Source organism: Achromobacter sp. FW305-C-30-7, assembly GCF_058783105.1.
This window is the reverse complement of record NZ_JBYSYI010000014.1, coordinates 37,134-56,654: the sequence shown is the minus strand read 5'-3', so window position 1 is coordinate 56,654 and position 19,521 is coordinate 37,134. Positions and strand designations below refer to the sequence as shown.

Sequence of the window (19,521 nt, the reverse complement as noted above, 5' to 3'; positions counted from 1 at the left end):
CCATGGCGATCAAAAAAGACAAAGTCGATGCGGTGCTGGTCGGGTTCGGCTGGACCGGTGCGATCCTCGGCCAGGAGCTGACCGAGGCAGGGCTGCACGTGCTGGCGCTGGAGCGCGGCGCGATGCAGGACACGCCCAAGGACGCCGAGTATCCCAAGGTCGCCGACGAGCTGGCGTACTCCGTGCGCGGCAAGCTGTTCCAGGACCTGTCGAAGGAAACCGTGACCATCCGCCACGGCGTCGACGACGTGGCCGTGCCGTATCGGCAGAATGGTTCGTTCCTGTTGGGCACGGGCGTGGGCGGGGCGGGCTTCCACTGGAACGGCATGCACTACCGTGTGCTGCCCGAGGAACTGGAGCTGCGCACCCGCTACGAAACGCGCTACGGCAAGAGCTTCATTCCGGAAGGCATGACCATCCAGGATTTCGGCGTGACCTACGATGAGCTGGAACCGTACTTCAGCAAGTTCGAGTACGTGTGCGGCACGTCCGGCAAGGCCGGCAACCTGAACGGCCAGATCGTCGAAGGCGGCAATCCGCTGGAGGGCAAGCGCAGCAAGGAGTTTCCGCTGCCGCCCCTGACCACCACCTACGGCGCCCAGCTGTTCGACAAGGCGGCGCGCGAAGTCGGCTTTCATCCGTATCCGGCGCCCGCGGCCAATGCCTCGGGGCCTTACACCAATCCGTACGGCGTGCGCCTGGGGCCCTGTAATTTCTGCGGTTTCTGCGAGAACTACGGCTGTTATATGTATTCGAAGGCTTCGCCGCAGACCACCATCCTGCCGGTGCTGCTGAAGAAGCCCAACTTCGAATTGCGCACGCAATCGCACGTGATCAAGGTCAACCTGGACTCGACCGGCAAGAAGGCCGTGGGCGTGACCTACATCGACGCGCAAGGCCGCGAGATCGAGCAGCCGGCCGACCTGGTGATACTGTCGGCCTACCAGATGCACAACGTGCGCCTGCTGCTGTTGTCCGGCATCGGCAAGCCTTACGATCCCAAGACCAATGAAGGCGTGGTCGGCAAGAACTACGCCTACCAGATGAACGGCGGCGTCAGCGTGCTGCTGCCCAAGGGCACTCAGCTCAACCCCTTCGTGGGCACGGGCGCGGGCGGCGTGGGCATGGACGACCTGAACGGCGACCAGTTCGACCACGGCCCGCTGGGCTTTCTGGGCGGCGCCAGCATCCGCCACGTGCGCTACGGCGGCCGTCCGATCAAGCAGACCCCCACCATGCCGGGCACGCCGAGCTGGGGCACGGGCTGGAAGGCGGGCGTGCAGGACGCGTACCAGCGCCACATGACCATAGGCATTTCCGGTTCGGTGATGTCGTATCGCGACGCCTACCTGTCGCTGGACCCGACCTATAAGGACAGCTTTGGCCAGCCTCTGCTGCGCATGACCTTCGATTGGCATGACAACGAATTCGACATGCTGGGCTACATGGGCAAGCGCATGGAAGAAGTAGCCAAGGCCATGAAGCCCGAAAAGTACGCCGTGGGGGTGCGCAAGAAGGGCGCGCGCTACGACACCAGGGTGTACCAGAGCACGCACAACACGGGCGGCGCCATCATGGGCACCAACCCCAAGGAAAGCGTGGTCAACAAGTACCTGCAAAGCTGGGACGTGCCCAACCTGTTCGTGATGGGCGCCTGCGCGTTCCCGCAGAACATGGGCTACAACCCCACGGGCCTGGTCGGAGCGCTGGCCTACTGGTCGGCGCAAGCGATTCGCGACCAGTACCTGAAGAACCCCGGCCCGCTGGTCCAGGCTTAAGGAGACGACACAATGATTAAGCAGACCATTGTTGCGGCTCTTTCCGCCCTGGCGGCGAGCGCGGCGTTCGCCGCCGACGGCACGCCTGCCGCCGCCGACGCGCAGATGATCAAGCAGGGCGAATACCTGTCGCGCGCCGGCGACTGCATCGCCTGCCACACGGCCAAGGACGGCAAGCCGTTCGCGGGCGGCCTGGGTATCGATTCGCCGCTGGGCATGATCTACTCCACCAACATCACGCCCGACAAGGACACCGGCATCGGCGGCTATACCTACGAGGACTTCGACCGGGCCGTGCGCCACGGCGTGGCCAAGGACGGGCACTCGCTGTACCCGGCCATGCCGTACACCGCCTACGCCAAGGTCACGCCCGAGGATGTGCAGGCCTTGTACGCCTACTTCATGCACGGCGTGGAGCCGGTCAAGCAGGAGAACAAGGACACCGACATCATCTGGCCCTTGTCGATGCGTTGGCCGCTGGGCGTGTGGCGCTGGATGTTCGCGCCCGACGTGGCCACGGCGCCCGTGACCGCCGACACGCAAGGCGCGGACCGCGCCGCGCTGCTGCGTGGCCAGTACCTGGTCGAAGGCCTGGGCCATTGCAGCACTTGCCACACGCCGCGCGGCATCGCCTTGCAGGAAAAGGCGCTGACCGAGGCGGACGGTTCGGCCTTCCTGTCGGGCGGCGAGGTCGAAGGCTGGCTGGCCAAGAACCTGCGCGGCGACACCACCGACGGCCTGGGCGGCTGGAGCCAGGCGGACATCGTGGCCTTCCTGAAGTCCGGCCGCAACGGCCATTCCGCCGCCTTCGGCGGCATGGCGCAGGTCGTAGGCGACAGTACCCAGCATCTGTCCGACGCCGATTTGAACGCCATCGCGGCCTACCTGAAGAGCCTGCCGCCGGTGAACAAGGATGCGACCAAGCCGCTGGCCTATGACGAGTCCGTGGCACAGGCGCTGCGCACGGGCAAGGACAAGGGCGACGGCGCGATGGCTTTCCTCAACAACTGCGCGGCTTGCCACCGCAGCACGGGTAAGGGCTACACGGAGACCTTCCCGCAGCTGGCGCTCAGCTCCACGGTGAACTCGGCGGATCCTGCCTCCTTGATTCACATCGTGCTCAAGGGCGCGCAGATGCCGGCCACCACGGCGGCGCCGACCGCCTACGCGATGCCGGGCTTCGACTGGCGCATGAGCGACAAGGAGGTCGCCGAGGTGGTGACGTTCGTGCGGTCCAGCTGGGGCAACCAGGCGGCGGCCGTCACCGCGGCCGACGTGGCCAAGGTGCGCAAGGACGTGGGGGCGGCGCCGCAGCCGGCACGCTGATATCCCCGCTCCATCGCGTAGCGTGATGGAAGGCGGCGCCGGCAGGCCACGCGGTTTGCCGGCGCCGTTTCAAATCCAAAGTCCAAGCGCGACGCCTATTCTTGCTGGCGCCTATACAAGATCATTCCGCCGTGGTGCAAGACGCCATCGATGAAATCCCCATCGGCGGTGAAGCCGGTGTCATCCCAATATTCAATGTGGTTGCCGCTTACCTCGTATCGGCCTTGATAGGCGCTTTCGATTTCTCCGCGCGCCTCGTCATAGCGGCCGCTCGGCAGGAGGTTGTGGCGTATCCGGCCATCCTTGGTCACCCACATGCCGGCGTAGGGATGGTTTGCCACTTGTCGGGTGGCGGGAGCGGTGTTGTTAGTCATCTGGGCGGCGCTTTTCTGGAGGGGGGCGGACATTGCGGCGACGATGGCGATGGCCGCGTAAAGCACGGAGGGGCGGATCATGGCTTCGTCCCCCGGAATTCCTGGGCCGTAGCCGCGCGCTGCTGGGCGAAGATTTCGGACAGGGCTTGCGACGCGGTAATCGCGCGAGGAAAGCCGGCAGGCACGGTCACCAGATATATGGCTTCCTTCAGTTCTTCTTCGGCGACTCCAATGTTCAGGGCGTATTGGGCATGGATCTTCATGAAAGCGAATTCACCCATAGCCGCGAACACCGCGACGGCCGCAATCTGGCGGATGCGGGGATCCAGGCCGTCCCGGGACCAGACATCGCCCAATGCATAGCCTTCGGTCGCCTGAGCCAGGAACGGAAACTCGGCGCGCATGCGCTCCAGATTTGGCTGCGTAGCGCCTTTGTTCAGGCTGCGCAGGACCTCCGAGCCCCGCTGCATGCGGCGCTCGGTAGTGTCGTTGACGGCGGGGGTTCCGGTTGCCAAAGCGGATCCTGCCAGCGCCGAAGTCGCCAGGATCATCCCGGCAATGGTTGGCATTCCACGAGCCATGACTGATCTCCTTTTCGAGAGGTTTTTTTGTGTACTCCATGGAGAGATGAACTCCATGAGCAGCACTGTAGGTACTCTTGATTGGCGTGATAAGCTGGCCGCTGCTTTATGGCTTGGGAAGGTTTGTTAACCAATGGACGCTGATTTCAATGCGCTGGCAACGTTTGTGTTCGTGGCTGAAGAGAAGAATTTCCGGGCGGCGGCGGATCGCATCGGCGTCTCGCGTTCGGCAGTAAGTCAAACGATCGCGCGGCTGGAAAGCATGATGGGCGTTGCGCTGGTTCGGCGCACGACGCGCAGCGTCAGTCTGACGGAAGCGGGAGAGCGGTTGTTTGCCGAAGTGGCCCCGGCCTTGGCCGATATGCGAACAGCCTTCGAGGCCACGGTGAACCTCCAGGGACCTCCGCGAGGGCAGCTACGCCTGACGGTATCTTCGATTGCCGAGCGCTTTCTTTCGGGAGCGATGTTGAGCACGTTTTCGCAGGCGAATCCGGAAATCCAGCTCGACGTCACGGTGACTGACGAGGAGTTCGACATCGTGGCCGAAGGCTACGATGCCGGAGTTCGCCTGGGCGAAGTGATCGAGCAGGACATGATTGCGATTCCCATCGTTGGCGACGAACGGCAAATGGTGGTGTGCGCTCCGGCCTTCCGTGATCGGTATGGCATGCCCATGCATCCGCGGGATCTCCCGAGATATCGCTGCATCGGGTGGCGCCCGGCGCCGAAGGCGGTTCCCTATCGCTGGGAGTTTGCAGAGGATGGCAAAGATTTCAGCGTCCAGGTTGAGCCGGAAATCACTACCAACGACATGGCACTGATGATCAAGCTTGCGGTTGCCGGAGCCGGAATCACCTTCGGCATGGAAGAGAGCTTTCGCCCAACCATTGCACGCGGAGAACTGATTTCTTTGCTCGACGAATTCTGTCCGACATTCCCCGGTTTCTATCTCTATTATCCCAGCCGGCGAAATATTCCTCCCAAGCTTCGAGCCTTGATTGAGCACGTGCAGGCGTTTCGCCAAGGTGGATGAACGGGCGTACCGTGTCGGGTCAGCAGCTGGCGAAGGACTCATGGCCGGCGCCGCGTTTTTCATGGGCGATTTGACAAGCCCCGATGCCGGGCGCACGCTACGCTACATGCATAGTTCCGCAACTTCCCTCGCGCTGATTATTACCACCATCAGGTCCATGGTGGGTTAGCGCGCGTCGGTACATCGCTACACAAACCCGCCAGAGGCGGGTTTTTTTTTGGCCCGCCTCCTGCCCGCATTTTTCCCAGGAGAGCACTTCATGATGTCCACTGATCCTTCCCCCTCGGCCACGCCCATGCTGCACTTCCTGTGCGGCAAGATCGGCTCCGGCAAATCCACGCTGGCGCAGCAACTGGCGGCGCAGCCCGGCACCATCCTGCTCAGCGAGGACAGCTGGCTGGCGGCGCTCTATCCGGGAGAAATCGTGGACCTGGCCGACTACGCTCGCTGCGCCAGCCGTCTGCGCAATGCGATGGGCAGCCATGTGGCGGCGCTGGTGCGGGCGGGTTTGTCGGTGGTGCTGGACTTCCCGGCCAACACGCGACGCAGCCGCGAATGGCTGCGCCAAGTGGCGCAAGATGCCGGCTGCGCCCATCGGCTGCATTACCTGGATCTGCCCGACGAGGTCTGCAAGGCCAGGCTGCGCGCCCGCAACGCGTCGGGCACGCATCCCTACACCACCACGGACGAACAGTACGACGCGATCACCGCGTACTTCGTCGAGCCGGACGAAGGCGAAGGGTTCCATCTGCTGCGCCACGGGCAGGACTGAAGCGGCGCACGCCAGCCGGCCGCGCCTGCTATCATTGCTGGATAAATATCCAGTTATCCGGCCCGGCCGATGTTTCCCGCCTACCGCTACTACTATCTGCACAACTTCCAGCGCGCGCTGACGTGGGTGGGCGACCGCTACGCCGACCTGCTGGATGACGCTGAGCGCCGTTTCATGGCGGATTTCCCGGCCTTGCCGCAGGCCTCCCAGGCGCTGATGGTGCGCATGCTGATGCGGCGCGGCCCGTGGTTCCGAGCCGGCCGGCTGATCTATGAAGAGATCGGCGCGGCCGAGGCGGCAGCCCAGCCGCTGTTGGCGCTGGGCTGGCTGGACGCGCGGGCGCCGATGACGCTGGACGAGTTGTTCGGCCTGCACACCAAGCCGGAGCTGAACCGCATGTTTGCGGATGTGCCGGTCAGATCAGCCTCGCGCAAGGGCGATCTGTTGGAGGCCGCGCGCGCGGCCAACGCGGAGGCGCGGCCTTACGCGCAATGGAACCCGGGCGCGGACGAACCAGTCTGGCGTGTGGCCGTGACGGATATCTGCGAGCGCTTCCGCCTGATGTTCTTCGGCAATCTGCATCAGGATTGGTCAGAGTTCGTGCTGGCCGATCTGGGCGTGTTCCAGTACGAGACGGTGCCGTTCGACGCATCTTCCCGCGCCTTCCAGACGCGGGAAGATGTGGATTGTTACCTGGCGCTGCACGCCTGCCGCGTGGCGCTGGACGAAGGGGCCGACGCCGATGCGTTGATGCAGGCCGTGCAGGCCTGCGCCAGCGGCAATCCCTGGCTGGAAAAGCGCCGCGCCAAGGTCCTGCTGCGCATCGGGCAGGCTTGCGAACGGGCGCAGGACTGGGACGCCGCGCAACGCGTATACGAGGCCTGCGCCTATCCCGGCGCGCGCCACCGCCGCATCCGCGTGTATGAGCGCATGGCGCGGCACGGCGACGCGTTGGCCCTGGCGCTGCAGGCGCAGGCCGCGCCCGAAAGCGAAGAGGAAAGCCAGCGCCTGGCGCGCATGTGGCCGCGCCTGTATCGGGGCGCGGGGCAGGGCGTCCCGGTGCGCGAGCCGGGTCCCGCCTTGCTGCGCACCGACCTGACGCTGGCGCGGCCGACGCAGCCGGTCTCGGTGGAGTTCGTCACGCGCGACCATCTGCACCGGGACGACGCACCCGTGCACTACGTGGAAAACGCGCTGATCAATTCGCTGTTCGGGCTGCTGTGCTGGCCGGCCGTATTCGCGCCCTTGCCGGGCGCCTTCTTCCATCCGTTCCAACGTGGTCCTGCTGACCTGGACGCGCCGGATTTCCACCAGCGCCGCGCGGCGCTGTTCGCGCAATGCCTGGCGCAGCTGGACAGGCCGGACTACCGGGACTTGATCCTGCAACGCTACGCCGACAAGTCGGGCCTGCAATCGCCTTTCGTGTTCTGGGGCTCGCTGTCCGAGGACTTGCTGATGCAGGCGCTGGAATGCCTGCCGGCCGCGCATCTGAAGCTGTACTTCGAACGCCTGCTGCGCGACGTCAAGACCAACCGCTCCGGCCTGCCGGACCTGATCCGCTTCTGGCCGTCCGAGCGCCGCTACGAGCTGATCGAGGTCAAGGGTCCGGGCGACAAGCTGCAGGACAACCAGATCCGCTGGCTGCAGTACTGCGTGTCGCACGGCATGCCGGTGCGGGTGTGCCACGTCAGCTGGCGCGAGGACGCGGCATGAGCTATGCGGTGGCGGTGCGCGCGCTGTGCGAATTCACGGCGCGGACAGGGGACCTGGACCTGCGCTTCACGCCCGCGCCCACGGGCCTGGAGGGCATGGCGGGCCACGCGACCGTGACGGGCCGCCGCGGGCCGGCGTACGAGACCGAAGTGGCCCTGTCCGGGCAGCATGAAACCCTGCTGGTGCGCGGCCGCGCCGATGGCTACGACCCCGTGGCCAACCAGCTCGAAGAGATCAAGACCTACCGCGGCCAGCTGGACAGCGTGCGCGACAACCACCGCGCCGTGCATTGGGCGCAGGCCAAGGTATACGGACATCTGCTGTGCCAGGCGCGCGGACTCGGTAGCCTGCGCGTGGCGCTGGTGTATTTCAACGTGGTCACCGAGGAAGAGACGGTGCTGGCGGAAACGCACGAGGCCGCCGCGCTGGAAGCGTTCTTCCGCGAGCAATGCGGACGTTTCCTGGCCTGGGCGGCGACCGAACTGGCGCACCGCCAGTCGCGCGATGCGGCGCTGGAGGCGCTGAAGTTTCCGCACGGCGAATTCCGCGCCGGGCAGCGCGAGCTGGCCGTGGCTGCCTACCGCACGGCACGCGACGGCGGCTGTCTGATGGCCCAGGCGCCCACGGGCATAGGCAAGACTCTGGGCACGATCTTCCCGCTGCTCAAGGCCAGCCCGGGCGCGGGCCTGGACAAGATCTTCTTCCTGGCGGCCAAGAGCCCGGGGCGCGGCCTGGCGTTGGAAGCGCTGGACACCGTCAACGCGCAGCCCGCCGCGCCTGGCCTGCGGGTGCTGGACCTGCAGGCGCGCGACAAGACCTGTGTGCATCGGGACCTGGCCTGCCACGGCGAATCCTGCCCGCTGGCCCAGGGCTTCTACGACCGCTTGCCGCAGGCGCGCGAGGCCGCGCTGGCGCATGCGCGCCTGGATGCCGCCACGGTAGCGGCCGCCGCGCGCGAGCACCAGGTCTGCTCGTACTACCTGTCGCAGGAGCTGATCCGCTGGAGCGACGTGGTGGTGGGCGACTACAACTACTACTACGACGCCACGGCAATGCTGTACGCCATGACGCAGGTCTACCAATGGAAGGTGGCGGTGCTGGTGGACGAGGCCCACAACCTGGTCGACCGGGCGCGTCGCATGTACACGGGCGAGCTCGACCAGGCCTCGCTGGCGGCCGCGCGCTACGCCGCGCCCAAGGCGCTGAAGAAATCCCTGGACGGACTGCAACGCTCCTGGAATGCGCTCAACAAGAAGCAGGCGGAACGCTATCAGGCTTATGACGGGGTGGCGGCCGGGGTGCTGGCCGCGGTGCAGAAGGCGGTGGGCGCGATCATGGAATACATGGCCGAATCGCCGTTGCCGCAGGACGATCCGGTGCTGGCGTTCTACTTCGAGGCCTTGCAGTTCATGCGGCTGGCGGAACAGTTCGGCTCGCATGCGCTGTTCGATGTGACCCGGTCGGAGGCAAGCGCCGCCGGCGCCAAGACCCCGCCTTCTGTGCTGTGCGTGCGCAACGTGATCCCGGCGCCGTATCTGGCGGCACGTTACGCGGCGGCGCACGCCACGGTGCTGTTTTCCGGCACGCTGAGCCCGCAGCAGTTCTACCGTGACACGCTGGGCCTGCCCGCGGCCACGCCCTGGCTCGACGTGGCCGCGCCATTCCAGGCCGAGCAATTGGCGGTGCGCGTGGTGGGCAACGTGTCCACGCGCTATCGCGACCGCGAGCGTTCGCTGGAACCCATCGTCGAGCTGATTGCGCGGCAGTATGCGGAGCGGCCTGGGAACTACCTGGGCTTTCTCAGCAGCTTCGACTATCTGCGCCAGGTGTCGGACCTGATGCGCGAGCGCCATCCCGCCGTGCCGATCTGGCTGCAGACCCCGGGCATGGACGAGGCCGGCCGCGCCGCGTTCCTGGCGCGCTTTACCGAAACCGGGCAGGGCGTGGGCTTCGCGGTGCTGGGCGGCGCTTTCTCGGAAGGGGTGGACTTGCCCGGCAAGCGTTTGATCGGCGCCTTCATCGCCACGCTGGGACTGCCGCAGGTAAATGCCGTGAACGAAAACATGAAGCGCGCCATGGACCAGCGCTATGGCGTGGAGAACGGCTACGACTACACCTACCTGTATCCCGGCATGCAGAAAGTGGTGCAGGCGGCGGGCCGCGTCATCCGCACCGAGCACGACGTGGGCACGGTGCACCTGATCGACGACCGCTATCGCCGCGCCAAGGTGCGCGGCCTGCTGCCAGGTTGGTGGCGGGTGGACTGATCAGGCGGGCGCAGTTCCGTCAGCGGCTGGCGGTGTCTCGATCTGGCGCAAGGGATTGCGCCTGCCTCGCGTATCATCCGGCCTTCGTTTTTCTGACTTCGGATGCATCGATGACCCGTTCCCGTTTCCTGGCTGCTTGCGGCCTGCTCTGCGTCTTGGCGTCCAATCCCGCCTTGGCCCGCGAGCGCGACTTGCCTTACACGGACGCGGACCTGTGGTCCAAGAAAAAGGCGGGCGACCTGATCACGCTATGCAGGAAGGAAACTCCCGCGATCCTCAAGCAGATGGTTGCCGAAGACCAGAGCTCGCCGTTGTACCAGGCGACCGACCTGGACGTTCCCGACGTCTACGACGTGATGCAGGACGTCGGGCCGTTGGTATGGATGATCAGCACCGACTACACCTTCACGGACGCCAGCGGCAGGAAACGCGAGTTTGTCGCGTCCTGCCTGTTCGACAGGAAAGGAAAGTCGGGGTTCGATACGGTGTCCAACGAGCCCTCCTGATCCGCGGGCGTAATATTGTCTGCCTGCGCGGCCGGTGTCCGGCCAGCGCCGCCCAATATGACAAGGCGCCCCGTTTCGAGGTGCGCCATAAAGGAGACAAGCATGTCCATCGCCGCCCCGTTGAATGACATCGTGGCCATGCCCGCCCACGCGCTGTCCGAGGCGATCCGGCAGCGCCAGGTGTCCTGCCGCGAGGTTATGGCCGCCTATTTGGCTCACATCGACCGGGTCAACCCGAAGCTGAACGCCATCGTCGCCCGGCGCGATAGCGACGAACTGCTACGCGAGGCCGATGAGCGCGATGCTCAGCTGGCCGCGGGCCAATGGCTGGGCTTTCTGCATGGCATGCCGCAAGCGCCCAAGGACCTGACCGCGGTGCGCGGCATGGTCACGTCCATGGGCTCGCTGGTCTACAAGGATCAGGTCACGGCGCACGACTCCATCATCATCGAGCGCATGCGTGCGTCCGGCGCCATCTTCATCGGCCGCAGCAACGTGCCGGAGTTCGGCCTGGGCTCGCATACCTATAACCCGGTGTATGGCGTCACCGGCAATCCCTACGATCCGTCCAGGACCGCGGGCGGCAGCAGCGGCGGGGCGGCGGCGGCCCTGGCGGCGCGCATGCTGCCGGTGGCGGACGGCAGTGATTTCGGCGGCTCGCTGCGCAATCCCGCGGCGTTCTGCAACGTCTACGGCATGCGGCCCTCGGCCGGCCGGGTGCCCTATGGGCCGTCGACCGAGGTATTCCTCAAGCAGTTGGCCTACGAAGGGCCGATGGGCCGTTCGCCGCGCGACGTGGCCATGCTGCTGTCCGTGATGGCGGGGCCGGACAAGCGCGTGCCGCTGTCCCTGACCGGCGACCCTGCCCAGTTCGCCCAGCCGCTGGACGCCGACCTGCGCGGCAAGCGCGTGGGCTGGCTGGGCGACTGGAACGGTTACCTGCCGATGGAGGCGGGCATCCTGGAACTGTGCGAACAGGCGCTGGCCGACCTGGCGCAGACCGGCTGCGAGGCGGTCGACTACCAGGTGCCGTTTGCCGGCGAACGCCTGTGGCGGGTCTGGCTGGCCCACCGCCATCTGATGGTGGGCGGACAGCTCCACCCCCTGGTCCACAATCCCGAAACGCGCAAGCTGGTCAAGCCGGCCGTGATATGGGAGGTCGAAGGGCTGGAGGGCATGACGGCGCGGCAGGTCTACCAGGCCACCGAAGAGCGCAGCGCCTGGTACCAGACCGTGCTGCGCATGTTCGAGGACGTGGATTATCTGGCGGTGCCGTCGGCCCAGGTGTTTCCCTTCGATGCGGCGCTGGACTGGCCCAAGGAGATCGCCGGGCGCCCCATGGATACTTATCACCGCTGGATGGAGACCGTCACGCCCTGGACCCTGGCGGGCTGCCCGGTGATCAGCGTGCCGGTGGGGTTCAACGCTGCCGGCCTGCCCATGGGCATGCAACTGATCGGACCGCCCCAGGCCGACCTGGCCGTGCTGCGGTTGGCGCATGCCTACGGACAGGCGCGCGACTGGGTGGAATCCAGGCCACCCGCCACACTGTGGGGCGATACCGCCTGAAAACGGGTCCGGTACGCATTGTTGCGGGAAAAGACAAGCCCTTGTAAGAGGGCTTTGCTTTTTCCCGACGTAAACCGCCATATTTGCCGCAAATTCAGCGTTTTCCGTGGCTGGGGGCCTTTGCCTTTGCAATAATTGTCATCCAACTCACAACATCCCGTAATAAATGGACAGCCTTGTGTCCCCTGTTCTGTTCCAGAATATTTCGGCCCAATCGACGAGTTGATTTTGCATAGAGGTTTCCCGGCATGAAGAATCTGACACTACGCCAGCGCATCCTGGCCAGCTTCCTGGCGATCCTGGCCATCATGGCGTTGATGGTGGTGATGGATTACCGGCGCCTGCTGGTCATCGAGTCGGAAGTCGAGTTGATCAACAACGACGCCGTGCCAGGCATCTACTACAGCACCTCGATCCGCGCCTCCTGGTTCGCCGGTTTCGTGGTGGTGCAGGACGCGTTGAACATGGATACGGAGCAGGAGCGCAACAGCATCCTGGCCGGACTGCCCGAGACGGATAAATTGCTGGCGGACCATACGGAACAGTACCGCCGCACCATCGGGCGCGAAGATGATCGCGGAATGTTCAGCGAGTTCGAGAAGGAACTGCAGGAATACAAGCGCATCCGCGCCAATGTGCTGGCACCGGCCATGCTGGCGGACCCGGCGCGAGCGCAGGCGCTGATCAAGGCGGAACTGCGGCCCGCGTTCTACAAGGGCCGCGACATCCTGGCCAGGATGGTGCTGGAAAACAAGAAGCAGGCCGATGACGCGGCGGCCGCCATCAGGCAGTCGGTGGACAGCGCCGAAGTGCGCATGCTGGTGTCGTTGGCCCTGGCGATCATCGCGGCCATCATCTGCGGCATCATGCTGATGCGCGCCATCGCCAACCCGATGCGGGCCATCGTCAAGACCCTGGAAGCCACCGGCGGGGGCGATCTGACGCGGCGCCTGACGCTGGCACGCAAGGACGAATTCAACGCCATTGAAACCGGCTTCAACGGCATGGTGGACGAGCTGACCGGACTGGTCGGCAAGACGCAGCGCTCGGCAGTGCAGGTGGCCACCTCGGTGACCGAGATCGCCGCCACCTCCAAGCAGCAGCAGGCCACGGCTTCCGAGGTCGCCGCCACCACCACGGAGATCGGCGTCACCTCGCGCGAAATCTCCGCCACCTCGCGCGAGCTGGTGCGCACCATGGCCGAAGTCTCGGGCGCGGCCGAGCAGACCGCGGCCCTGGCGGGCAGCGGCCAGGTGGGCTTGGCGCGCATGGAGGACACCATGCGCAACGTGGTGGGCGCAGCGGGCTCGGTCAACGCCAAGCTGGCGATCCTGAACGAGAAGGCCGGCAACATCACGCAAGTAGTCACTACGATCACGAAAGTGGCTGACCAGACCAACCTGCTGTCGCTGAACGCGGCGATCGAGGCCGAGAAGGCGGGCGAGTACGGCCGCGGTTTCGTGGTGGTGGCCACCGAGATCCGCCGGCTGGCGGACCAGACCGCCGTCGCCACCTACGATATCGAGCAGATGGTGCGCGAGATCCAGTCGTCGGTGTCGGCCGGCGTCATGGGCATGGACAAGTTCTCCGAAGAAGTGCGGCGCGGCATGGCCGACATGCAGCAGGTGGGCGACCAGCTGTCGCAAATCATCCAGCAGGTGCAGACCCTGGCGCCGCGCGTGCAGATGGTCAACGAAGGCATGCAGGCGCAGGCCACCGGCGCCGAGCAGATCAACCAGGCCCTGCAGCAGTTGAGCGACGCCGCGCAGCAGACCGTGGAATCGCTGCGCCAGTCCACGCTGGCGATCGAAGAGTTGACGCTGGTGGCCAACGACCTGCGCAGCGGCGTGTCGCGCTTCAAGGTGTGATGGCTGCCATGGCCGAGTGCACTCTCTCTGCTGCGGCCGGACGCCGGCTGTACCTGCTGTTCCGCATCGGCGGCGACCGCTATGCGCTGGACGCGAGAGACATCGCCGAGGTACTGGGCCTGCGCGAGTTCAAGCAGGTGCCGGGCGCGCCGGCCTGGGTGGCCGGCGTCATGGACCGCCGCGGCGTCGCCATACCCGTCATCGACATGAGCGCGCTGGCGGGCGGGAGCGCGGCGGCCGCCGTGACCAGCACGCGGCTGGCGCTGGTCCGCTACCGGGCGGTCCCCGGCGCGCCGGAGCATCTGCTGGGGCTGATCCTGGAGCAGGCGACCGAAACCGTGCACTACGATCCCGCCGCGTTCCAGTCCGGCGGCCTGGACAATCCGGGCGCGCGCTATCTGGGCGCGGTGCATAGTGATGCCGGCGGCATGGTGCAGGCCGTCAAGGTGGACGATCTGCTGCCTACGACCGTGCGGGCGCTGCTGTTTCCCGCGGATGCCGCGGGCGAGGCGCGGCCATGATGCTGATCGACGATTTCAGCGCCCTGCTCAAGCGGCGCATGGGCCTGGACAGCGGCTCCATCGGCAAGGCCGCCGTGGAGCGCGCGGTACGGCGCAGAATGGGCCTGGCCGGCGTCGCCGACGAACAGGATTATCTGTGGCAGGTGCAGGCGTCGCCCGCCGAGATGCAGCAGCTGATCGAAGCGGTCATCGTGCCGGAGACCTGGTTTTTCCGTTATCCCGAATCGCAGACGGCCATGGCCGCGCTGGCGCGGGCGCGGCTGTATGCCACGGGCGCGGAGAGCCGCGTGCTGCGGGTGCTGAGCGTGCCCTGTTCCAGCGGCGAAGAGCCTTATTCCATCGCCATGGCGCTGCTGGACGCCGGCGTGCCCGCCGAACGTTTCCAGATCGACGCCTTCGACATCAGCGTGCGCATGGTTGAGTTCGCGCAGCGCGCCCTGTATGGCCGCAATTCCTTCCGCGGCGATGATCTGGGTTATCGCGACCGCCATTTTTCCGAGACGGCCGACGGCCATCAGCTGGCCGCCCAGGTGATGGGGCAGGTGCGGTTCCAGCCGGGCAATCTGTTCGATCCCGCTCTGCTGGCCGGCGTGGCGCCCTATGACTTCGTGTTCTGCCGCAACCTGCTCATCTACTTCGACTCCGCCACGCAGGAACGCGCGGTGCAGGTGTTGCGCGGGTTCACGCGCGAAGACGGCGTGCTCTTCGTCGGCCCGGCCGAGACCACGCTGTTGACCGGGCGCAGGCTGCCCGCGGTGCCGATGGCACGCTCGTTCGCTTTCCTGGCCAAGCCGCTGCCGCCGCCCGCCGCGCCCGCTGTAGCGCCGGCGGCGCGCCCCATTGTGCATAGCTGGGCGCCGCCCAGACGGCCTTTGACGCAGGCGCCTGAGCCCGGCCTGCCCCTGGCGCACGCTCCCATACCGGTAGTTCCTGCGGCGCCGCCGGCAGGTCAGGGCGCCGCGCAGGCATCCCTGCGCCATATCGCGGCCCTGGCCGATCAGGGCCGGGTGCAGGACGCCATGGCGCAGTGCCGGGCGCACATTGACAGCCACGGCGCCAGCGCCGAGGCGCTGTATCTGCAAGGCCTGCTGCAGGACGCGGCGGGCGATGCGCGGCAGGCGCAAGCCGCCTACCGCAAGGCGCTCTACCTGGATCCGACCCATCGCGAAGCCTTGCTGCATCTGGCCGCGTTGGTGGCGTCGGACGGCGATCACGAAGCGGCCCGCCGCCTGCAGGCGCGCGCGGCGCGCGGGGAGCTGCGACGTGGATGAGACCTTGGGCGCGCTGTCCGACGTGGACGATTGCTGGAACCGCATCGGCATCCGCGGCGACAAGAGCTGCGGGCAGTTGGCGGACCACGTGCACTGTCGCAACTGTCCGGTGTACGCGGCGGCGGCCAAGCGCATCCTCGACCGCCTGCCGCCGCAGATGGCAGACGCGGCGGGCGACGCGAGGGCGGAGGAAAGCGCTCATTTGTCCTCGCTGCTGGTGTTCCGCGTGCAGGGCGAATGGCTCGGACTGCCGACGCGTGCGTTGGATGAAGTGGCGGGCATCCGCCGCATCCTGAGCCTGCCGCACCGCCGCGATCCGGCGATGCTGGGCGTGGCGAACGTGCGCGGCTCCTTGACCGTATGCGTGTCGCTGGCGCGCCTGCTGGGCCTGGAGGCTCCGGTGGAGGACCCGCGCGAGCGGCCGGCCACGGCGCGTATGCTGTTGCTGGGCGGCGCGGGGCGGGCGGTGGTGGCGCCGGTGGACGAGGTCGAGGGCATCCATGCGGTGGACCTGGACCGGCTGGAATCCTTGCCGGCGACCGTGGAGGGCGCCAGCCTGAAATACTCGCGCGGCATGGCCCGCTGCGGCGGCCGCGCGGTCGGCGTATTGGACGAGACCTTGCTGATGCAAGCTTTGGAACGGAGCCTGGCGTGAATCCGGAACAGATGCGCGACGCCTCGCTCCTGGAATTGTTCCAGCTCGAGACCCGCACCCAGGTGCAGGTGCTGAATAACGGCCTGCTGGCGCTGGAGCACGACCCGACCTCGGCGCCGCAGCTGGAAGCCTGCATGCGCGCGGCGCATTCGCTCAAGGGCGCGGCCCGCATCGTCGACCTGCATCCGGCGGTGCGCATCGCGCACGCCATGGAGGATTGCCTGGTCGAGGCGCGCGAAGGGCGGCTGCGCCTGCAGGCGGCGGACATCGATGCCTTGCTGATGGGCGCGGACCTGTTGCAGCGCGTGGCCACGCCGGGCGCGGAGCTGGGCAGCGAGATCGACGAACTGGTGGCGCGGTTGAGCAATGCGCCCCTTGCGCCGCCTGCAGCGTCGGCCGCGGCGCCGGCCCCCAAGCCTGCGGATTTTCTGCCACCGATCCCGGCCGTGGAAGAGCCGCCGGCCGCGGCGCCGGTGCGGCGCAGTTCCGACATGGGGCTGGGCGAGGGCGAACGCGTGCTGCGCGTGACGGCCGACACGCTCAACAAATTGCTGGGCCTGTCCAGCGAGACGCTGGTGGAGTCGCACTGGATCGGGCCTTTCGGCGCGTCCATGCTGCGCCTGAAGCGCATGCAGGCGGGCGCGGTCCAGGCGTTGGACGGCGTGCGCGCGGCGCTGGCCGGACAGGCGCTGGAGGCGCAGGCGCAAGCCGCGCTGGACGATGCCCTGCGTATCGTCGAGCAATGCCAGCAGGAGCTGTCGCAGCGCACCAGCGAGGTCGATGAATTCGGCTGGCGCATGGGCCACCTGGCCCAACGCCTGTACGACACCGCGCTGGCCTGCCGCATGCGGCCGTTCGGCGACGGGGTGGGCGGCATGGCGCGCATGGTGCGCGACGTGGGCCGCGCGCTGGGCAAGCAGGTGCGCCTGGAACTCGAAGGCGAGTCGACCCAGGTGGATCGCGACATCCTGGAAAAGCTGGATGCGCCGTTGATGCATCTGCTGCGCAACGCGGTCGACCACGGCATCGAAATGCCGCAGGACCGGCTGGCGGCAGGCAAGCCGGCCGAAGGCCGCATCCGGCTGTCGGCGCGCCACGCGGCCGGCATGCTGCTGATCGAGTTGAGCGACGACGGCGCCGGCATATCGCTGGATCGGCTGCGCGTGGAAGTGGTGCAGCGCAAGCTGGCCAGCGCGGAAACCGCGGCTCGGCTGACCGAAGCCGAGCTGTTGGAATTCCTGTTCCTGTCGGGCTTCAGCACGCGCGGCGAGGTCACCGAGATATCGGGGCGCGGCGTGGGGCTGGACGTGGTGCAGACCATGGTGCGCCAGTTGCGCGGCGCGGTGCGCATCCAGCAGCTGACCGGGCAGGGCACCCGCTTCATGCTGGAGATGCCCTTGTCGCTGTCGGTGGTGCGCAGCCTGCTGGTCGAGGTGCAGGATGAGACCTACGCCTTCCCGCTGGCCTACGTCAACCACGCGCTGCAAGTGCGCGCCGAGGACATCGAACAGCTCGAAGGACATCAGCATTTCCGCTTCATGGATCGCCAGATCGGGCTGGTCTCCGCGCGGCAGATCCTGCGCAAGAGCGGTTCGGCGCCGGCCGGGGAAACCGTGTGCGTGGTGCTGGTGGGCGACCACGACCGGCTCTATGGCATCGCCGTGGACCGCTACGTGGGCGAACGCACGCTGGTGGTGCAGCCGCTGGATCCGCGCCTGGGCAAGGTGCAGGATGTAATGGCGGGCGCCCTGATGGACGACGGCACGCCGCTGTTGATCCTGGACGTGGAAGACATGCTGGTGTCGGTGCAGAAGCTGGTGGCAGGCGGACAACTGACCCGGGTGGACGGCGCGGGCGCGGCCGAACAGACGCGGCGGCGCAAGCGCGTGCTGGTGGTGGACGATTCCCTCACCGTGCGCGAGCTGGAGCGCAAGCTGCTCCTGAACCGCGGCTTCGACGTGGCTGTCGCGGTGGACGGCATGGACGGCTGGAACATGTTGCGCAGCGAGGCGTTCGACCTGGTGGTGACCGACGTCGACATGCCGCGCATGGACGGCATCGAGCTGGTGTCGCGCATCAAGGCGGATCCCAAGCTGCAGGGCCTGCCGGTGATGGTGGTGTCGTACAAGGATAGGGAAGAGGACAGGAGGCGCGGGCTGGACGCCGGCGCGGACTATTATCTGGCCAAGGGCAGCTTCCATGACGATGCGCTGCTCGACGCCGTGGAAGACCTGATCGGAAAGGCGCGCACGTGAGAGTCGGAATCGTCAACGATATGCCGATGGCGGTGGAAGTGCTGCGGCGCGCGATCGCGCTGGAGCCGGGGCTGGAGCTCGCCTGGGTCGCGACCAACGGCCAGGAGGCCGTGGACCAATGCGCTCGCGACCGGCCGGACGTGGTGCTGATGGACCTCATCATGCCCATCATGGATGGCGTCGAAGCCACGCGCCGCATCATGGCCGAAACGCCCTGCGCGATCGTGGTGGTTACCGCCGACGTGGCGCGCCATACCTCGCGCGTGTTCGACGCCATGGGCCATGGCGCGCTGGACGCGGCGGATACGCCGGTGATCGGCAGCGGCGACATGCGCACGGCGGCGGCGCCGCTGCTGCGCAAGATCCGCAACGTGGGCTGGCTGATCGGCCGCTACGGCAAGCGGCCTGCGCTTACGCCGGTGGCCCGGCCGATGCAGCAGGCGGACGCCAAGCGCCTGCTGGTCATCGGCGCCTCGGCCGGCGGCCCGCCGGCCCTGGCGCAGTTGCTGAAGGGGATTCCGCCGGGGTTCCCAGCCGGCATCGTGCTGGTGCAGCACGTGGACGCCTCGTTCGCCGCGGGTATGGCGGACTGGCTCAACGAGCAGGCGCCGCTGCCGGTAAGGCTGGTGCGCGAGGGCGAGTGGCCCGAGCCCGGCCAGATACTGCTGGCCGGCACCGGCGACCATCTCCACATGCTGGCGGACGGCACGCTGCGCTACACCGAAACCCCCAAGGAAAGCCTGTACCGGCCTTCCATCGATGTTTTTTTCCATAGCGTGGCGCAGCACTGGCGCGGCATGGCCGTCGGCGTGCTGCTGACGGGCATGGGCCAGGACGGCGCGCGCGGGCTGAAGGCGCTGCGCGAGCGCGGCTATCTGACGATTGCGCAGGACCAGGCCAGCAGCGCCGTCTACGGCATGCCCAAGGCCGCGGCCGCCATGCAGGCGGCCGTGGAAATCAGCCCATTGGACCAAATCGCTCCCCGCTTGATCCAGGCCTTTGCCTGAGCGGACGGACCTCGAAAGAATTCAA

General features: G+C 66.9%; 16 protein-coding genes. 14 read left to right on the top strand and 2 right to left on the bottom strand.

The window, feature by feature from the left end:
• Nucleotides 1-2: 2 nt before the first annotated feature.
• Nucleotides 3-1,778: a GMC family oxidoreductase gene (locus AC3WOB_RS29725; RefSeq protein ID WP_492277007.1), complete on the top strand. Its 1,776-nt coding sequence runs from the start codon at nt 3-5 to the stop codon at nt 1,776-1,778.
• A 12-nt stretch (nt 1,779-1,790) separates the two neighbouring features.
• Nucleotides 1,791-3,104: a c-type cytochrome gene (locus AC3WOB_RS29720; protein WP_492277006.1), complete on the top strand. Its 1,314-nt coding sequence runs from the start codon at nt 1,791-1,793 to the stop codon at nt 3,102-3,104.
• 95 nt (nt 3,105-3,199) lie between these two features.
• On the opposite strand, the gene AC3WOB_RS29715 is transcribed toward AC3WOB_RS29720, so the two are convergent.
• Both AC3WOB_RS29715 and AC3WOB_RS29710 read right to left on the bottom strand, forming a co-directional pair.
• The gene (locus tag AC3WOB_RS29715) at nt 3,200-3,559 is read right to left on the bottom strand and encodes an Atu4866 domain-containing protein (protein ID WP_492277005.1); all 360 of its coding nucleotides are present in this window, start codon (nt 3,557-3,559) and stop codon (nt 3,200-3,202) included.
• Entirely contained in the window at nt 3,556-4,116 is a 561-nt protein-coding gene (locus tag AC3WOB_RS29710; RefSeq protein WP_492277004.1) for a carboxymuconolactone decarboxylase family protein, read from the bottom strand. Before AC3WOB_RS29710 ends, AC3WOB_RS29715 begins: the two co-directional genes overlap by 4 nt.
• Before the next feature lie 76 nt (nt 4,117-4,192).
• Between AC3WOB_RS29710 and AC3WOB_RS29705 the strand changes: the two genes are divergently transcribed.
• From AC3WOB_RS29705 to AC3WOB_RS29650, 12 genes are all read left to right on the top strand, one after another.
• Nucleotides 4,193-5,092, top strand: a complete 900-nt coding sequence (locus tag AC3WOB_RS29705) for a LysR family transcriptional regulator (RefSeq protein ID WP_013394318.1) — start codon at nt 4,193-4,195, stop codon at nt 5,090-5,092.
• A gap of 259 nt (nt 5,093-5,351) precedes the next feature.
• Nucleotides 5,352-5,864 carry a P-loop nucleotide/nucleoside kinase family protein gene (locus tag AC3WOB_RS29700; protein WP_013394317.1) on the top strand — a complete coding sequence of 171 codons (513 nt, stop codon included), beginning with the start codon at nt 5,352-5,354 and terminating at the stop codon, nt 5,862-5,864.
• Between the two features lie 69 nt (nt 5,865-5,933).
• Entirely contained in the window at nt 5,934-7,577 is a 1,644-nt protein-coding gene (locus AC3WOB_RS29695) for a VRR-NUC domain-containing protein (RefSeq protein WP_492277003.1), read from the top strand.
• Nucleotides 7,574-9,844: an ATP-dependent DNA helicase gene (locus AC3WOB_RS29690; protein WP_492277002.1), complete on the top strand. Its 2,271-nt coding sequence runs from the start codon at nt 7,574-7,576 to the stop codon at nt 9,842-9,844. The genes AC3WOB_RS29695 and AC3WOB_RS29690 overlap by 4 nt, the downstream gene beginning before the upstream one ends.
• A 110-nt stretch (nt 9,845-9,954) precedes the next feature.
• The gene (locus tag AC3WOB_RS29685) at nt 9,955-10,350 is read left to right on the top strand and encodes a hypothetical protein (protein ID WP_013394314.1); all 396 of its coding nucleotides are present in this window, start codon (nt 9,955-9,957) and stop codon (nt 10,348-10,350) included.
• Nucleotides 10,351-10,452: 102 nt separating this feature from the next.
• Nucleotides 10,453-11,919: an amidase gene (locus tag AC3WOB_RS29680; RefSeq protein WP_492277001.1), complete on the top strand. Its 1,467-nt coding sequence runs from the start codon at nt 10,453-10,455 to the stop codon at nt 11,917-11,919.
• A 248-nt stretch (nt 11,920-12,167) separates the two neighbouring features.
• Nucleotides 12,168-13,787: a methyl-accepting chemotaxis protein gene (locus tag AC3WOB_RS29675; protein ID WP_492277000.1), complete on the top strand. Its 1,620-nt coding sequence runs from the start codon at nt 12,168-12,170 to the stop codon at nt 13,785-13,787.
• On the top strand, nt 13,787-14,308 hold the full coding sequence (locus AC3WOB_RS29670; RefSeq protein WP_492276999.1) for a chemotaxis protein CheW: 522 nt from the start codon (nt 13,787-13,789) through the stop codon (nt 14,306-14,308). Before AC3WOB_RS29675 ends, AC3WOB_RS29670 begins: the two co-directional genes overlap by 1 nt.
• Entirely contained in the window at nt 14,305-15,579 is a 1,275-nt protein-coding gene (locus tag AC3WOB_RS29665) for a CheR family methyltransferase (RefSeq protein WP_492276998.1), read from the top strand. The genes AC3WOB_RS29670 and AC3WOB_RS29665 overlap by 4 nt, the downstream gene beginning before the upstream one ends.
• Nucleotides 15,572-16,234, top strand: a complete 663-nt coding sequence (locus AC3WOB_RS29660) for a chemotaxis protein CheW (protein WP_492276997.1) — start codon at nt 15,572-15,574, stop codon at nt 16,232-16,234. The genes AC3WOB_RS29665 and AC3WOB_RS29660 overlap by 8 nt, the downstream gene beginning before the upstream one ends.
• Nucleotides 16,231-18,489 carry a hybrid sensor histidine kinase/response regulator gene (locus AC3WOB_RS29655; protein WP_492276996.1) on the top strand — a complete coding sequence of 753 codons (2,259 nt, stop codon included), beginning with the start codon at nt 16,231-16,233 and terminating at the stop codon, nt 18,487-18,489. Before AC3WOB_RS29660 ends, AC3WOB_RS29655 begins: the two co-directional genes overlap by 4 nt.
• Nucleotides 18,486-19,496 carry a chemotaxis response regulator protein-glutamate methylesterase gene (locus AC3WOB_RS29650; protein WP_041653914.1) on the top strand — a complete coding sequence of 337 codons (1,011 nt, stop codon included), beginning with the start codon at nt 18,486-18,488 and terminating at the stop codon, nt 19,494-19,496. The genes AC3WOB_RS29655 and AC3WOB_RS29650 overlap by 4 nt, the downstream gene beginning before the upstream one ends.
• Nucleotides 19,497-19,521: the final 25 nt, after the last annotated feature.

Coding starts and splice junctions, on each gene's coding strand:
- AC3WOB_RS29705 (WP_013394318.1), top strand. CDS start 4,193: ATGGACGCTGATTTCAATGCGCTGGCAACGTTTGTGTTCGTGGCTGAA.
- AC3WOB_RS29725 (WP_492277007.1), top strand. CDS start 3: ATGGCGATCAAAAAAGACAAAGTCGATGCGGTGCTGGTCGGGTTCGGC.
- AC3WOB_RS29720 (WP_492277006.1), top strand. CDS start 1,791: ATGATTAAGCAGACCATTGTTGCGGCTCTTTCCGCCCTGGCGGCGAGC.
- AC3WOB_RS29670 (WP_492276999.1), top strand. CDS start 13,787: ATGGCTGCCATGGCCGAGTGCACTCTCTCTGCTGCGGCCGGACGCCGG.
- AC3WOB_RS29710 (WP_492277004.1), bottom strand. CDS start 4,116: ATGGAGTTCATCTCTCCATGGAGTACACAAAAAAACCTCTCGAAAAGG.
- AC3WOB_RS29675 (WP_492277000.1), top strand. CDS start 12,168: ATGAAGAATCTGACACTACGCCAGCGCATCCTGGCCAGCTTCCTGGCG.
- AC3WOB_RS29685 (WP_013394314.1), top strand. CDS start 9,955: ATGACCCGTTCCCGTTTCCTGGCTGCTTGCGGCCTGCTCTGCGTCTTG.
- AC3WOB_RS29690 (WP_492277002.1), top strand. CDS start 7,574: ATGAGCTATGCGGTGGCGGTGCGCGCGCTGTGCGAATTCACGGCGCGG.
- AC3WOB_RS29680 (WP_492277001.1), top strand. CDS start 10,453: ATGTCCATCGCCGCCCCGTTGAATGACATCGTGGCCATGCCCGCCCAC.
- AC3WOB_RS29665 (WP_492276998.1), top strand. CDS start 14,305: ATGATGCTGATCGACGATTTCAGCGCCCTGCTCAAGCGGCGCATGGGC.
- AC3WOB_RS29715 (WP_492277005.1), bottom strand. CDS start 3,559: ATGATCCGCCCCTCCGTGCTTTACGCGGCCATCGCCATCGTCGCCGCA.
- AC3WOB_RS29695 (WP_492277003.1), top strand. CDS start 5,934: ATGTTTCCCGCCTACCGCTACTACTATCTGCACAACTTCCAGCGCGCG.
- AC3WOB_RS29700 (WP_013394317.1), top strand. CDS start 5,352: ATGATGTCCACTGATCCTTCCCCCTCGGCCACGCCCATGCTGCACTTC.